Genomic DNA, 16,746 nt, shown 5'->3' with positions numbered 1-16,746 from the left:
TGCAAAGGTATTTTACGACGATATGTATCGAAGCATCATCGAAGGCACGGGCGAGCAGAGACGCATATAGAGATGATCGCGCTGCAGCTCGTCGCAAAAGATCCAGGCGAGGCTACTTGGGAAAATTTTCTCCGCGATCAAAAATAAACTAGAAAACGACGAAGCGATCGGTCGCGGGCTTAGCTGCGGCGCTTATTTTTACAAAGATTATTTTTACGCAAAGCGCTGCGCGGACGGTAAAATTTTAAAATTTGATCTAAACAACGACAAACTGCCGAATATTACGACTATATAAACGGGCGGCGTCGCTAGCGTGAGCAAAAGGCGGCGCTTACGCAAAAAAAAGCGCTGCTCGAATCACGCGCGCTTTTAGAATTTAATCATTTCCCGTTTAAACGGCTTGATTATGCAAGAAAAGGCGGCATCGCTCGCATAAGGGCGTCCATATAAGCAAAAATCACTCCGCCGCATCGTAAGCCGCACGATCTCAAAGCCGCCTTCGCCGCCGCTAGTTTGCACCGCTTGCCGCAGACGGCTCGCAAAGGGCTATAAATTTAAAACGCCTGCAAATTTAAGCGTTTAGCTACTATAAACGTATCCACTCAGACGCCACATTAGGCTTCATTACTGGCACGGGCGATCCTGCGCGACGCCACATAAATTTGTAGCGTAGCGTGAAATTTCCGTCCGATTTGCAAAGCTCGGTTTGAACTTAAATTTAAAAATCCGCCCCGCCGTCGTAAGCTGAAATTTTGCGCGATTGTTTTAAAATACGTTTAAAATTTTAAGGAGAGCTCATGGCATTTTCAGATTTTTTCAAAAAAGGTGGCAAAAATAGCGCAAACGCCGCAAAGATCGGCAAGACCGCGCAGGAGCGCAAGGATATAAGCATCAAAATTTTAAAATCGCAAGGCGTGCCGTACATTGACCATCTGCCGCTGCGATACGAGACGAGCGAGGTTTCCCCGCGCGAAAAGGACGAGGTCATCGCTCGCGCGATCTGTTCTTACGCCGCGATAATGTGCGCCTGCTCGATCAGAGACGAAGGCGAGCTCGCGGATGAGGGTAAGCGGGGCGCGCAGGGCTTTCTAGATAATCGCTACGGCTGCATAGACAAGCTCACACGCATGGAGCGCCGCGTCGTGCAGGGTGAGGCGAGCCGCGACGAGGCCGTAAATATGGGCTGGAAATACGAGTCGCTGTGGGCGCTGATGTGGGCGATGGGGCTCGTGGAGGAGCTTAGCTTTCCAAGCAAGATCTGCGACTGCACCTTTGTGATGGACACCTTTGGCGGCGATTTTTCGGCGCGCGTGAAGCTGCGCGATACGGATGAAATTTTACAGGCGCTCGATCTCGTCTACCGCTACCACTGGGCGTGCGTAAATGCCCGCGTGCATGGTTCAGACTGCGCGGGGCTTGATGAAGAGGTCGTGATGGAGAGGCGCGGCGGGCTAGAGTGGCTGTGCTGCAAGGGAGCGGAGAATGATAATCTGACGGATGAATATAATGCGTGGGATTATCCGGACTTGAATACTTAGCGGTCCCTCTTTTTCCTTTATACGTCGTTAGAAATTTCGCCGAATTTCAGTCACGTATTATAATATACGCTCCTTCATTCGGCTCATTTCCGCCTCGTCTAAAGAAAAATAGCGTGCGTTGTCTCGCTTTGCTATACGTCGTTGTGTCTAAAATTTGCTCAGTAACGTATTGCATATATGCTCCCATCGCAAATTTCATCCGCATTTCATCTGCGCCTCGTCTAGCCTAGCGGCGATACTGCCGCCTGTATTTTTGCGCTAAAATTTAACCTCGATCGCGCGCTGTTTTTTCTAAATCCAAAATATTTGCCGACGGATCGAAAAGCATACCGAATGTGAGATAAATTTATAAATTGATTGGGGATAGAATTTTAAAATTCTGTTGCAAACTACACAAAGCGGATCACGGGCGCAGATCCGCCAAAATTCAGCCGCGGCCTGCTAAATTTCAGGACGCCACGGAATTTTAGAATTTAAAGTTGCGGGCGAGCAAGGCGCCCGTCCGCGTATTTTAAGCCCGCTAAATTTAAGCGAGCGAACGTCTGCGCCGCAGACCTAGAAATTGCATCAGCCCTGCGTCGCAGCACTTCCGCTCGCAAACGCCGCCGCATTCAGCGCCGCGTCGTAATCGGGCTCATCTACGATGTCGTCCGTGATCTGCTTGTAGGCGATCTTGCCCGCGGTGTCCACGACGAAAACCGCGCGGCACGTTAGCCCTGTAAGCGCGCCGTCCGCGATCAGCACGCCGTATGCGCGCGCAAACTCCTTATCGCGAAAATCGCTTAGGGCGCGTAAATTTTTGATCCCCTCGGTCAAACAAAATCTGCCCGCGGCAAACGGCAGGTCCATCGAGACCACGAAAACCTCGGTATTTTTTATACTCGCGGCGCGCTCGTTAAATTTGCGAGTCTCGGTCGCGCACACGTCCGTGTCCAGGGACGGCACGGCGATGATGACCTGCGCCTTGCCCGTGCCGCCGCCCACTTTGACCTCGCTAAGATCGGCCGCGACTAGGCTGATCTCGGGCGCCTTATCTCCCAGCTTAAGCTCGCTGCCCGAAAGGCTAACGCTTACGCCTTGCAATTTGGTTTGTTGCATAATTTTCCTTTATTTTGAAATATTTAAAACGGGCGCATTATAGCCCGCGAAAGCAAACACCTGCTAAATCCGAAAACAAGCGAGCTTGGGCGTCGGCTCGGCCGATATGAGCGGCGCGTAGATCGCTACGCTAAGATGAAATTTTACAGCACAAAGCGGTGGCGCAATTAAAGTGCCCCGAGAATACCGCGACTTAGCATAAAGCACTGATGGTCGTGATCTGATATAAGTCTATGATAGTTACGTTCTGCCTTAAGGCCGCGCCGAAGGTAAAATTTCGCCCCGTTTGTGCGATCCCGCTTGCGGCGATTTTGTCCGTGAATGAAAATCAAAGCGCGATAGCGCCGCACGCGCTTTATCTGCGAATGAATAAATCTCTAGTAAAACGATAGGCGCGACGTCCTGGACATACTTTAAGCTACGGCTTTAAATTTTTAAATTTAATTGAAATTTTTTGATCTAAATTTACGATCGGCAAGAGTTAAACTTATGGGTTGAAATTTTATTTGAAGCTAGAGCGTGAGTTAAAATTTTGGCTTGTAAAGCAGGTTAAATTTAAACACCGTTTTAAAATTCAAAGAAGCGCCGGGGATTGACGATAAAGCTATCGCCGCACCCTAGCGCTCGTTAAACTTAGCCGTTGCGCTTTTTAATGATCTCTTCGCCGACGTTCTTAGGAACCTCGTCGTAGTGATCAAATTCCATCGAATAGGTCGCGCGACCCTGCGTCTGAGAGCGCAGATCGGTCGAGTAACCGAACATCTCCGAGAGCGGAACGTAGGCGTTGATGACCTGTACGCCGTTGCGCGGCTCCATGCCGTCGATGCGTCCACGGCGGGAGTTCAGATCGCCGATGACGTCGCCCATATACTCCTCAGGGGTTTCTACCTCGACCTTCATCATAGGCTCCAAGATCACGGCACCCGCTTTTCTAGCGCCCTCTTTGAAGCCCATAGAAGCGGCGAGTTTGAATGCCATTTCGGAGCTATCGACTTCGTGGTAGCTTCCGTCATAGACCGTTACGCGCACGTCCTCGACCGGATAGCCCGCCAAAACGCCATTTTGCATCGCCTCTTGGCAGCCCTTGTCGACTGCCGGGATGTATTCTTTCGGAATCGCGCCGCCTTTGATATCGTTTACGAACTCATATCCGGTGCCAGGCTCCAAAGGCTCTAGGCGCAAAAATACGTGACCGTATTGACCGCGACCGCCCGACTGCTTGGCGTATTTGTACTCCTGCTCGACCGTTTTGCGGATAGTCTCGCGATATGCGACCTGCGGCTGTCCGACCTCGGCCTCTACTTTAAATTCTCTAAGCATTCTATCTACGATGATCTCAAGGTGCAATTCGCCCATTCCCGAAATGATCGTCTGTCCGCTCTCCTCGTCGGTCGCGACCCTAAAGCTTGGATCTTCTTGCGCCAATTTTTGAAGCGCGATACCCATTTTTTCTTGATCGGCTTTGGTTTTAGGCTCTACCGCTACGCTGATAACGGGATCGGGAAATTCCATACGCTCTAAAATTACTTTATCTTTTTCGCTAGCTAGAGTATCGCCCGTAAGGGTATCTTTCAGACCCACGACGGCGCCTATCTCGCCCGCATAAAGCTCTTTGATCTCTTCGCGTTTATTCGAGTGCATTCTTAGCAAGCGTCCGATGCGCTCTTTTTTGCCTTTGCCGGTATTTACGACGTAGCTGCCGCTTTCCAAAACACCGCGATATACGCGTACAAAGGTAAGCTGACCTACGAAAGGATCGGTCATAATCTTAAATCCAAGACCCGCGAACTCACCCTCGTCGGTAGAGCTTACGTGAACCTCGCTGCCGTCCTCATACTGACCCTTAATCGCAGGCACTTCATCAGGCGCAGGTAGATAATCTACGACCGCATCTAGCAAAGGCTGCACGCCCTTGTTTTTAAATGCGGTACCGCATAGCATAGGAAAGAAGCTTAGGCTTAAGCAGCCTTTCTTGATGCCCTTTTTAATCTCTTCTACGCTTAGCTCTTCGCCGTTAAAATACTTCTCCATCAAAGCTTCGTCGGTCTCTGCTACCGCTTCGATCATCTTGTCGCGATACTCTTGCGCTTTTTCTCGTAATTCAGCAGGAATTTCAACGATCTCGGGAGCAGAAGGACCCTTGCTATCATCCCAAACGAGCGCCTTCATAGTAACCAAATCTATAACACCCTTGAAATCATCCTCTGCGCCGATCGGAATTTGAATCGGAACAGGATGAGCTTTGAGCCTATCTTTTACCTGCTGTTCGACATTATAAAAATTTGCGCCGACGCGGTCCATCTTATTTACGAAAATGATGCGTGGAACATGGTATTTATTTGCTTGACGCCAAACGGTCTCGCTTTGGGGCTGAACGCCTCCGACCGAGCAAAATACTGCTACCGCACCATCTAAAACGCGCATCGAGCGCTCCACTTCGATCGTAAAATCAACGTGACCCGGGGTGTCGATCAAATTTATCTGATGATTATTCCAAAAGCAGGTCGTTGCCGCAGACGTAATCGTAATGCCGCGCTCGCGCTCCTGCTCCATCCAGTCCATAGTAGCGGCACCCTCGTGAACCTCGCCAATCTTATGACTCATGCCGGTAAAAAATAGAATTCTTTCGCTCGTAGTCGTCTTTCCGGCGTCGATGTGAGCGGCAATTCCGATATTTCTAACCATATGTAAAGGGGTTTTTCTTGCCATGACGCCCTCCTACCAACGATAATGCGCAAAAGCTTTGTTGGCTTCTGCCATCTTGTAGGTGTCTTCTTTCTTTTTAAATGAAGAGCCTTTAGAATTTGCGGCGTCCATAAGCTCGTAAGCCAGGCGCTCTATCATCGTGCGCTCGCTTCTTTTTCTTGCAAAAGAGATGATCCAGCGAATAGCCAAAGCCTGCTGTCGAGCTGGCCTGACCTCGATCGGAACCTGATAAGTTGCACCGCCTACACGACGAGATTTTACCTCCATCAAAGGCTTAACGTTATCGATGGCATCGTTAAAAATTTCGATGCCTTTCTTCTCACCGCCTTTATTGTCGATGAAATTTAAGGCGCCGTACATAATCTCGGTAGCGACGCTCTTTTTGCCGTCGAACATAAGCGAATTAATAAATTTTGTGATTACCTTGCTGTCATAAATCGGATCAGGCATAACTTCCCTAACGGGAGCTTTTCTTCTTCTCATTTTATTCCTTCAAATTTTAAAATTTTACTCAAACTCGGCAAAATCTAGTGCCGGTCTGTTTAGGCCAAACTATTTTTTAGGTCGTTTAGCACCGTATTTTGATCTTGCAACGGTTCGTTTTGCAACGCCTGCAGTATCGAGCGCACCGCGGACGATGTGGTATTTAACGCCCGGTAGGTCCTTTACGCGACCGCCGCGAACTAGCACGATGGAGTGCTCTTGTAGATTGTGACCTTCACCGCCGATATAGCTGATGACTTCAAATCCGCTAGTAAGCCTTACTTTGGCAACTTTACGAAGCGCTGAGTTTGGCTTTTTAGGGGTCGTAGTATAGACCTTAGTACAAACTCCTCTTCGTTGAGGGCAATTCTTTAGCGCCGGAGACTTCGATTTCTCGGTAATCTTCTTGCGCTCTTTTCTGACCAATTGATTTATGGTTGGCACATCTTTCCTTTCACAAAAATTTATTCAAAAAGATTTGGATTATACTTTGTTTAAACTTACAGAAACGTAAATTTAACTAAATTTTAATCTCTAATCAGTACAAACTCTCCGCCGCCGCAGATCACTAAGCAGATCGTAGCGGAAAGATACAGATATACGATTTCTAGCTCAAATCCGCCCACGCCGGTAAGCGCGCTCAACGGGGTATGTAGGACATATATTATCATGAGCACGTTTGCGATCACAAGTAGAGCGCCTATGCGGCAAAATACGCCTATGATTATCATCGCTGGCGCCAGCACCTCGCCTACGTATGCGCCGTAAGCCACCAGATCCGGAATTCCTCTGGCTACCAGCATCGATTTTACGCCGTCTATACCGTGAGTAAGCTTAAAAATTCCGTGCATTAAAAGACAAACTCCAAGCCCCAACCTGATAAACAACAGACCGAAATTTATGTTAATCATATTCATGCTTTATCCTTTAAATTTAGGGCTTGCGCCCAAAATTATTTTTTGAGTTTAACTTCCTTATCTTTATACAGACCCGTTCCCACAGGGATTATACGACCTAGGATGACGTTTTCTTTTAAGTCCTCTAATCGGTCAAATTTACCCGCGATACTAGCCTCGGTTAGAACCTTCGTAGTCTCTTGGAAAGACGCTGCCGAAATGACGCTATCGCTTCCAACAGCTGCACGAGTTACGCCCAGCAGTACGGACTCTGCAATCGCAGGCTCGCCACCAATTTTCATAATGCGCTCGTTTTCTTCTCTAAATCTGCGGCGGCTAATCAGATCGCCGACGATTAGCTGAGTATCGCCACTATCGACGATTCGAACCTGGCGGAGCATCTGAGATACGATGATCTCGATATGCTTATCGCTGATAACGACGCCTTGAGAGCGATAAACCTGTTGAATTTCGCTTATCAGATAGTAATGCAGCGCCTTTTCGCCTAAAATTCTAAGCACGTCGTGCGAGCTGATAACTCCGTCGGTAAGCTTCTCGCCTGCGTGGACGAACTCGCCATTTCGCACTTGGATCTGGCGGCTTTTATCGATCAGATACTCGGCGCTTGTTCCGTCCTCGCCCTCGATTACAATGCGCTCTTTTGCACGCAATGCCTTATCAAAGCGGACGGTTCCGTCGATGTCCGCGATAATCGCGGTATTTTTCGGACGGCGCGCCTCAAATAGCTCCGATACGCGCGGCAAACCGCCGGTGATATCTTTTGATTTCGCAGCCGCTTTCGGCGTCCTAGCCAAAATATCTGCAATCGCTACCTGATCGCCCTTGTTCGTAAAAATCGCAGTCTTCGGTCCTAGATTATATTTGATAGGCTCGCCCTTGCTAGGAGTTACGATAATGGCCGGTTTAACGCCTTGAGGTAGGTACTCATTGATAACCAAGCGGCTTTGACCTGTAGTCTCGTCATATTGCTCCGTAGCGGTATATCCAGGCTCGATATCCTCAAAGCTGATCTTTCCCTCGCACTCTGCAGCTACCGGGATGGAATACGGATCCCACTCGGCGATGATCAAGCGATCGTCTTTTTTAGGTTTAGCGATAAGATCTTCGCTTTTTACTACGGTATTGTCGTCATAGGTAATGACAGATTCGCGCGGTATGTAGTGGCGGATCGCCTCTCTGCCGTTTTCATCGGAGATGACTACATACATACCCTTCTCACTTACGACATGACCTTTTTTGATATCTCTTAACCTCTCTAAATAATCGCCCTTTAGGATGAAATACTTAAGCGTACCATTTGCTCCCGCTTTGATCTTTTGGGTTACCGGCTCGCCGTCTTTGACGCGAAGTTCGCTGGCAAACGGAATTCGAGTAGGGATATTCCAGTCCTCTTTTATAACCTCTACTAAACTATCATTTTCTCCAACGGTTTCGCCGTCTTTGAAAACGATGTAGAATTTCCCCTCAACTTTACCGCTTACACCCGCAAGCTCGGTAGGCTTGGCTAGATCGTGGCGTCGGATGGTATATTTAAATTCTTCCTTCTTGCCCTTTAGCACGATATTCACATCGTCGTGAGTTATATCGATACTTACCTTACCGGTAATTGGAGCTTTGATCTTAGGCTCGACCAAAAGTACCGCAGCGTTTCTGCGGTTCATTACGATATTTTTGCCGCCGTTTTCATAGGTCTTGACGTTGTAGTATCTGATAAAGCCTTCCTTATCGGCGATTACTTGACGATCTTGCTGCTCGGTAGATGCAGTACCGCCAGCATGGAAGGTTCGTAGCGTAAGCTGCGTGCCCGGCTCGCCGATTGATTGCGCAGAGATGATACCGACCGCTTCACCCGGTTTTACCAGCTTGCCCTCGCCTAAATTTACACCGTAGCACTTCGCACAAACCCCTTTTTCAGCCTTGCACGTAATAGGCGTACGGATGCTTACGGATTTGATGCCGGCATCGACTATGGTGCGCACCTCGTTAACGCCCAGAAGCGTGCCTTCGGTGAATAAAATTTCATTCGACACCGGATCAATTACATCCGAGCTTAGCACCCTACCCATAATCCTATCGGCTAAGCTTTCTATTTGCGTTCCATTCTCTACAATCTCGGTAACCTCGATACCCTCGTGCGTGCCGCAGTCGTGCATCGTAACCCTGACATTTTGCGCGACATCGATCAGCTTTCGCGTAAGATAGCCCGCGTTTGCGGTCTTAAGCGCAGTATCGGCAAGACCTTTACGCGCGCCGTGGGTCGAGATGAAGTACTCATTTACGTTTAGACCCTCTCTAAAATTTGAAGTAATCGGCGTCTCGATGATCGAGCCGTCCGGCTTACTCATCAGACCTCTCATACCCGCTAGCTGCTTGATCTGCTCCGCGCTACCTCGCGCGCCGCTATCGGCCATCATATAGATCGAGTTAAAGCCATCCTTGTCCTTCTCCATCATCTTCATCATCTCATCGGCTAGCTTCTTGCTGGTGCTGGTCCAGATATCGATCGTTTTGTTATAGCGCTCGCCGTCGGTTAGCAAGCCTGCGCCGTATTGGTTCTGAACCTCTCGCACCTGCTTTTTAGCCTCTTCGACGAGGCTTGCTTTAGACTTCGGCACGATGATGTCCGAAACGGAGATCGAAACGCCCGCTTTAGTCGCGGATTCAAAGCCTAAGTTCTTAAGATTATCCAAAAATTCCGCGCTTATCTCAAGACCACCGTTTTTATAGACGTAATCGACAAGCTCGGCGATATCCTTTTTCTTCATAATCTTATTCCAAAGATGATCCGGAATAAAGCTAGGCAGGATCGATTTGATGATCAAGCGGCCCGCGGTCGTAAAGATAATGTGGCGATCGATCATCGTTTTGATTTTAGCGTGGATGTCTAGGGCGTTTGCCTCCACGGCGAGCATTACTTCATCGACGTTTGCAAAAATTTTATTTGTTCCTTTTGCACCCGGCTTTTCGAGGCTTAGATAATAAATTCCTAAAACCATATCCTGGCTAGGCACCGCGACGGGTTTTCCGCTAGCAGGAAGCAAGATATTCATCGAGCTAAGCATTAAAATTTTACATTCCGCGATCGCCTCTTGGCTAAGCGGCACGTGCACTGCCATCTGATCGCCGTCGAAGTCCGCGTTGAACGCGGCGCAGACTAGCGGATGCAGTCTGATCGCCTTACCCTCGACGAGCACGGGATGAAACGCCTGAATAGACATCTTATGAAGCGTCGGCGCGCGGTTTAGCATAACCGGGTGATCTTTAACGACCTCCTCCAAGCACTCCCAAACTTCATTGATCCTATTTTCGATCATCTTTTTGGCCTGCTTAACGGTCGTAGCATAGCCCTTCTCTTGCAGGCGAGCGATTAGATGCGGCTTGAATAGCTCAAGCGCCATCGTCTTAGGCAGACCACACTGATCCATGCGTAAATTTGGACCTACGACGATGACGGAGCGACCCGAAAAATCCACGCGCTTGCCGAGCAAATTTTGACGGAAGCGGCCTTGCTTACCTTTAATGATCTCGCTTAGAGATTTAAGCGGTCGCTTATTAGCGCCCTTCACGGCATTGGCGCGACGTCCATTGTCAAAAAGCGCGTCCACCGCCTCTTGAAGCATTCGTTTTTCATTACGGATGATGATCTCGGGCGCGTCGAGCTCCATCAGCCTTTTGAGCCTAGAATTTCGATTTATGACGCGACGATACAGATCGTTTACATCCGAAACCGCAAATTTTCCGCCCTCAAGGCTTACAAGCGGGCGTAGATCGGCAGGCAGTACGGGCAGATTCGTAATCATCATCCACTCGGGCTTATTGCCGGAATTTAAAAAGCTCTCTACGACCTTTAGACGCTTGACGATGGTTTTTTTCTTCGCTTCGGAGTTCGTATTTTCCATCTCCTGCTTAAGGGTGGATAAAATTTCGACCAAATCAAGCTCAGCTAGCATATCGCGGATTACCTGACCACCCATTTTAGCGACGAAGCCCGTCTGCGAAAAGCGCTCTTTTAGGCTCTGATACTGCTCTTCGTTTAAAACGTCGTATTTCTCGACCTTTTTAGAATTTTCGTTGTCGTAAAATGCCTCGCCTGCACTTTCTACGATATACGCCTCATAGTAAAGCACGCGCTCAAGATCTTTCATCTTGATATTTAGCAGCGTACCGATGCGGCTAGGCAAGGAATTTACGTACCAAATATGCGCTACCGGCGTTACTAGCTCAATATGCCCCATTCTAGTACGGCGAACCTTCGAGCTCGTGATCTCGACGCCACATTTTTCGCACTTCCAACCCTTATATCGCATCTTTTTATATTTGCCGCAGATGCACTCATAATCCCTTACGGGGCCGAAAATTTTAGCGCAAAATAGACCGTCGCGCTCAGGTTTTAGCGTGCGGTAATTGATGGTTTCGGGCTTTTTGACCTCGCCGTGGCTCCAAGCCTTGATCTGCTCGGGACTAGCAAGCCTGATTGCAAACGCGTCGAAGTCGTGGACTCTAGCGTCCTCTTTTATTTCTATTCTTTCTAAATTTGAATTATCGCTCATTTATTCTCTCCATTCTCGTAAATTTCAACGTCTAGAGCAAGCGATTTAAGCTCGTTTGTTAAAACAAAAAATGTCTCAGGAATTCCTGTAGACGGAACGTTTTCGCCTTTTGTCAGCGCCTTATACGCAGCCAAGCGTCCGTCGACGTCGTCGGATTTGATCGTTAGCATTTCGCGAAGCGTGTATGCCGCGCCGTATGCCTCCAGAGCCCAAACTTCCATCTCTCCAAATCTTTGACCGCCGAATAGCGCCTTGCCGCCGACCGGCTGCTGCGTAACTAGGCTGTAAGGACCGGTGCTTCTTGCGTGAACCTTCTCATCGACTAGGTGATGCAGCTTGAGATAATACATGCAGCCCACGTTTACGCGCTCTTTGATCTTTTCGCCGGTGCGGCCGTCGTAAAGCTCGGTCTTGCCGTCCTGATCGATGCCCGCCATTTCAAATAGCTTTTTGAAATCCTCCGGCACAATGCCTTCGAATATCGGAGCGGAAAATCTAACGCCCTTAGCCCAATCTCTAGCGTATTTCAAAAGATCTTCGTCGCTGATCTTCTCAAGCGTTTTTTTAGCCTGCATTAGCTTGGAAACGCCCGCAATCTCAATCATTTTGGCGCGAAGGGTTTTTAACCATTCGTCCGTTTTCTCCTCTAAAATTTTAGAGATCTGCTCGCCTAAGCGCCAGCCTACAAGACCTAAGTGGCTTTCCATTATCTGACCGATATTCATACGACTTGGAACGCCGAGAGGATTTAGCACTATATCCACGCGCTGTCCGCTAGGCAGATACGGCATATCGACCTCAGGGACGATGTTTGAGACGATACCCTTGTTTCCGTGGCGACCCGCCATCTTATCGCCCACTTTTAGCTTGCGCTTAGTAGCGATATAGACCTTTACGAGCTTAACGACACCGCTTGGCAAGATATCGTCTTTTTCTAAAATTTCGATCTTTTCGTCATGCTCCTCTTTGAGCTTGCGCTTCTCGTTTTGGAAGTGATTTTTTAGCTCCTCGTATTCCTTCTGAACGGCTTTAGAATAGGCCTTGACGAAAGAATTTAACGTAAAGCGGTTGGAGCTTTCAAGCTCCTCTTTTTTAACCTTGTCGCCCTTTTTATAATCTTTTTTATTTAGGCTTTGATCGCTTTGCAAAGCGCTTTTAGAAAGAAGCGCCACTACCTTTAGCATCTCCTCGCGATCGAGCATCAAAAGCCTGTCGTGATGCTCCCTTTCGAGCTCGGTTTTTTCATCCTCATAGGCTTTATTCGTGCGCGGATCTTTCTCGTAGCCCTTTTTGGTAAAAATTTTAACGTCTATCACCACGCCTTCCATCGAAGCGGTAGCGTAGAGAGATTTATTTACCACATGCCCCGCCTTCTCGCCGAAGATCGCGCGTAAAAGCCTCTCTTCAGGCGTCGGTTTAACCTCACCCTTTGGAGTTACTTTGCCTACTAGGATCATGCCCGGTTTGACGTGAGTACCGATCTTTACGATACCGCTATCATCGAGGTGGGTAAGCTCCTCCTCTTTGATATTAGGAATGTCGCGCGTGATCTCCTCCACGCCGTCTTTAAGCTCTCTAGCCTCGATCTCCTTTTCATAAACATGCACGCTGGTGTATTCGTCGGCGCGGATCATCTTTTCGCTCATGACGACGGCATCCTCGTAATTGTAACCGTGCCACGGCATGAAAGCTATGAGAGCGTTTTTGCCGATCGCAAGCTCGCCACCGTCCATGCTAGGACCGTCGGCTATGATTTGACCTGCCTTTATCACGTCGCCTTTTCGCACAATAGGGCGCTGTGAAAAGGTAGTGTTTTGGTTAGTGCGTAAATTTTTCTCCATCGAGTAGTGATCGATAAACGGTCCCTTCTCGTCCTCGCCCAAAATAAAGATATTTTTATTATCAACCTTTTCTACGACGCCGTCGCGTTTAGCCTTGATCGCTTCCCATGAATCGCGCGCGATGATCGCTTCCATGCCAGTTCCTACAATAGGAGCGGTAGAATGTAGAAGCGGCACGGCTTGACGCTGCATGTTCGAGCCCATAAGCGCGCGGTTAGCATCGTCGTGTTCCAAAAACGGAATCAGCGACGCCGCTACGCCCGCGACCATACCGGAGCAAAGATCAATTAGCGAAATATCCTCGCGTTTAGCCATGATATTTTCGCCGTCTTTCCTGACCTCCAAAAGCTCTTCTACAATATTGCCCTCTTCGTCCAATTTAGCGGACGCAGGAGCGATTACGAGCCCCTCTTCCTGCGTAGCGGTAAGATAGACGATCTCGTCGGTGACCTTGCCGTTTACGACCTTTTTATACGGAGCTTCGACGAAGCCTAGATCATTTACCTTCGCATAGGTCGCTAGGGTATTGATCAGACCGATGTTTTGACCCTCCGGCGTCTCGATAGGGCAAATTCTACCGTAGTGCGTAGGATGGACGTCACGCACCTCAAAACCTGCGCGCTCTTTAACTAGTCCGCCTTCGCCCAGCGCAGATAGACGACGCTTATGCGTAACCTCGCTAAGCGGGTTGGTCTGATCCATAAACTGGCTTAGCTGGCCGCCGGTGAAAAATTCCATAAGCGTAGTGGTGATGATTTTAGGGTTTACGAAATCATACGGCATAAGCTCGTCGAGGTTGCCGCTGATGCCGGTAAATTTATCCTTGATCGCCTTTTGAACTTTGATAAATCCAAGGTGCATCTCGTTCGCCAAAAGCTCGCCGATCGAGCGGATGCGGCGATTGCCAAGATTATCGCGATCGTCGATGAAGCCGTCGCCGTTTTTAACTCTAATTAAATATTTCGCCGTCTTGATAATATCCTCGCTGGTTAGCACGGTTACGTACTCCGGCGCCTCGATGCCTAGTTTATGGTTCATCTTCATACGGCCGACTTTAGTTAGATCGTAGCGCTCCGGGTTGAAAAACAGATCGTTTACGAAGCTCTTTGCCGCTTCTTTTACCACCGGCTCGCCCGGGCGCATAACCTTGTAAATTCTAATCGCAGCCAGATCGTTCTCGTCGTCTATGCCCTCGCTTTGCTGCAAGAGCTTAAGCGCGTCTGCATCTTGAATAAAAGAATTTATGATTGAAGTATCTACGCCGCTAGCTAGGTCGTTAGCGATCGTAAATTTTTTCTCGGTGTTAGCGATCTTGGCTAGCTTGCCCTCATCTAGCGCAGTTAGCGAATCAAAAAGCACTTCGCCGCTGTTTTTGTCGACGATGGCGCCCGCTAGGTAGCGCTCGGCTAAAATTTCAGCCGGATACTCGATTATCTTTAATCCATCCTCTGCTAATTTCTCCGCTTTTTTGACCGTTAGGCGTTTACTTGCTTGATGAAGTACTTCGCCCTTTTCATTTATAATGTCGTAATCAAGCCTGCCCGCGTATTCTTTCGGATCGAAATCGGTTAGGAATTTTCCTTTTTTGATATAGATCGTCTTAATAGGATAAAATAATTTTATTATGTCTTGTTTTTTGTAACCGAGTGCGCGAAATAGGATCGTGATCGGAACCTTGCGCCTTTTATTTATGCGCACGTATAATACGTCTTTTACATCGTATTCGAAGTATAACCAGCTGCCGCGATCCGGTATTATTTGAGCGGTGTAGATTAGTTTATTTAAAACGGTTGGACTCTCTTCCTCTTTGAAGATTACGCCCGGGCTTCTGTGCAGCTGATTTACGACGACACGCTCGACGCCGTTAATGATAAATGAAATTCTATCGGTCATTAAAGGAATGTCGCGAATAAATATATCTTGCTCTTTGATCTCTTTTACGCCGATTTTTTTGCCCGTCTTTTCATCGCGCTCATGCACGAGCAGACGGAGCCTCATCTTTAAATTTACCGAATAAGTAAGCCCTCTTTCCATGCATTCTCTAATCGAATACTTTGGCTTTGAAATTTCGCTACTTACATACTCGATACTTAGTCTATTCTGTGCATCGTGGATAGGAAAAATGGCTTTGAAAACCTTCTCTATGCCGCTTTCTCCACCCGAGTTATCAAGATTTAAAAAATGATCAAAACTTTTCTTTTGTAGTTGTAATAAATTCGGAATTTCGATGTCTTTGGGAACCTTTGAAAAATCCACTCTAAGACGATTTCCTGAATATAGGCTGTTTAACATTCCACTACCTCGTAGTTGTATTTTAAAGAAAGAAGTGCCGATGCGACGCACCGGCACACATTTGTATGCAAAATTTTAAAATTTCGCGATTTATTTGAGTTCGACTTTAGCGCCTGCTTCTTCAAGCTCTTTTTTAGCCTTCTCGGCGTCTTCTTTGTTAAGTCCCTCTTTAAGAACGGACGGAGTAGCCTCAGTAGCGTCTTTGGCTTCTTTTAGACCAAGGCCCGTTAAGGCTCGAACAACTTTAATTACGTTAATTTTCTTATCGCCTGCATCAAGTAATACGACGTCGAATTCCGTTTTCTCTTCAGCCGCTGCCGCACCTGCGCCGCCAGCACCTGCGCCGCCAGCTACCATAACCGGAGCTGCGCTTACGCCGAATTTTTCTTCGAATTCTTTAACTAACTCGCTAAGCTCTAGCACCGAAAGATTAGAGATATACTCTAAAACATCTTCTTTTGAAATTGCCATTTTATTCTCCTAAATTTTAATTAAGCGCTAGCTTCTTTTTTCTGCTTAAGCGCATTTAAGCCGATCGTAAAATTTTGGATCGGCGCATTCCATACTTGAAGCAGCATCGCGATAAGCTCGTCTCTCGAAGGCATCTTCGAAAGCGCCCTAACCTTATCTACGCCGGCTACTTCCCCATCGATATGAGCGGTCTTAAGCTTAAAAATTTCATTTTTCTCTTCAAATTTAGCCGCTACTTTACATACAGAAAGCTGCTCGCCCCATAAGAAGATATTGGTATCTTTAAAGCTAAGTCCGTTTTTTTCGGCATTTTTTAAAGCGATATTGGCTAGGGTATTTTTGATAACCCGAACCTTTACGCCCGCTTCACGCGCGCTATTTCTAAGATCTTCAAGCTGCTTAACGCTAAGGCCTTTAAAATCGGAAATTACTATAGCTTCGCTAGCTTTGAAAGCCTCGCCAAGCTCCGCTACTATCTTTGATTTTTCGTCTCTCGTCATTAGGTCTCCTTTCCGATCGGTGATTTCAAGCCAAGCGATCGAAATTTTAAAATTTCGATCAATTAAGTTAAAAACCTTGAGCTATCTCCAATCTAAGATAAAAATTTAAAATTTTATTTTAAATCGATTATTTCTTGATTATCCAGTGTAACTGCAGGGCTCATAGTAAGTGAAAGCGATGCATGAGTTACGTATCTGCCCTTCGCAGTCGCTGGCTTATGCTTATTTATAGTTTTGATAAACGTCGTAAGATTGTCTAAAAGCTGCTCTTTACTAAAACTCGCCTTGCCAAGACCTGCGTGAATATTTCCCTGCTTATCGACGCGGAAGTTTACCTGTCCACTCTTAGC

Annotated in this window: 10 protein-coding genes and 1 pseudogene; 1 reads left to right on the top strand and 10 read right to left on the bottom strand. The window is 47.7% G+C overall.

The annotated features are described in order from the left end of the window. Positions 1-797: 797 nt before the first annotated feature. Complete coding sequence (locus Q0372_RS02365) at positions 798-1,538, top strand: DUF4272 domain-containing protein (RefSeq protein ID WP_298102074.1); 741 nt, start codon at positions 798-800, stop codon at positions 1,536-1,538. A gap of 567 nt (positions 1,539-2,105) precedes the next feature. On the opposite strand, the gene tpx is transcribed toward Q0372_RS02365, so the two are convergent. From tpx to Q0372_RS02315, 10 genes and pseudogenes are all read right to left on the bottom strand, one after another. Then, positions 2,106-2,636, bottom strand: coding sequence for a thiol peroxidase (gene tpx / locus Q0372_RS02360; RefSeq protein ID WP_298102072.1), 531 nt, complete (start codon positions 2,634-2,636; stop codon positions 2,106-2,108). 633 nt (positions 2,637-3,269) lie between these two features. Continuing rightward, a complete protein-coding gene (fusA, locus tag Q0372_RS02355) occupies positions 3,270-5,345 on the bottom strand; it encodes an elongation factor G (RefSeq protein ID WP_298102069.1) in 2,076 nt (691 codons plus the stop codon). Between the two features lie 9 nt (positions 5,346-5,354). Beyond that, positions 5,355-5,825 carry a 30S ribosomal protein S7 gene (gene rpsG, locus Q0372_RS02350; protein ID WP_177386837.1) on the bottom strand — a complete coding sequence of 157 codons (471 nt, stop codon included), beginning with the start codon at positions 5,823-5,825 and terminating at the stop codon, positions 5,355-5,357. Positions 5,826-5,894: 69 nt separating this feature from the next. Beyond that, positions 5,895-6,269: a 30S ribosomal protein S12 gene (rpsL, locus tag Q0372_RS02345; RefSeq protein ID WP_005872613.1), complete on the bottom strand. Its 375-nt coding sequence runs from the start codon at positions 6,267-6,269 to the stop codon at positions 5,895-5,897. 83 nt (positions 6,270-6,352) lie between these two features. Continuing rightward, complete coding sequence (locus tag Q0372_RS02340; protein WP_298102067.1) at positions 6,353-6,742, bottom strand: DoxX family protein; 390 nt, start codon at positions 6,740-6,742, stop codon at positions 6,353-6,355. A 35-nt stretch (positions 6,743-6,777) separates the two neighbouring features. Beyond that, on the bottom strand, positions 6,778-11,292 hold the full coding sequence (gene rpoC, locus Q0372_RS02335; RefSeq protein ID WP_298102064.1) for a DNA-directed RNA polymerase subunit beta': 4,515 nt from the start codon (positions 11,290-11,292) through the stop codon (positions 6,778-6,780). Continuing rightward, positions 11,289-15,425: a DNA-directed RNA polymerase subunit beta gene (gene rpoB, locus Q0372_RS02330; protein WP_298102061.1), complete on the bottom strand. Its 4,137-nt coding sequence runs from the start codon at positions 15,423-15,425 to the stop codon at positions 11,289-11,291. The genes rpoC and rpoB overlap by 4 nt, the downstream gene beginning before the upstream one ends. Positions 15,426-15,515: 90 nt before the next feature. Next, positions 15,516-15,896, bottom strand: a complete 381-nt coding sequence (gene rplL, locus Q0372_RS02325; protein WP_177386842.1) for a 50S ribosomal protein L7/L12 — start codon at positions 15,894-15,896, stop codon at positions 15,516-15,518. A gap of 20 nt (positions 15,897-15,916) precedes the next feature. Then, positions 15,917-16,396, bottom strand: coding sequence for a 50S ribosomal protein L10 (rplJ, locus tag Q0372_RS02320; RefSeq protein WP_295152864.1), 480 nt, complete (start codon positions 16,394-16,396; stop codon positions 15,917-15,919). Positions 16,397-16,509: 113 nt separating this feature from the next. After that, a pseudogene (locus tag Q0372_RS02315) lies at positions 16,510-16,746 on the bottom strand (50S ribosomal protein L1); the annotation flags it as partial.

This window comes from uncultured Campylobacter sp. (genome assembly GCF_937997405.1).
Lineage (GTDB): Bacteria > Campylobacterota > Campylobacteria > Campylobacterales > Campylobacteraceae > Campylobacter_B.
This window is presented reverse-complemented; position numbering and strand designations above follow the sequence as displayed.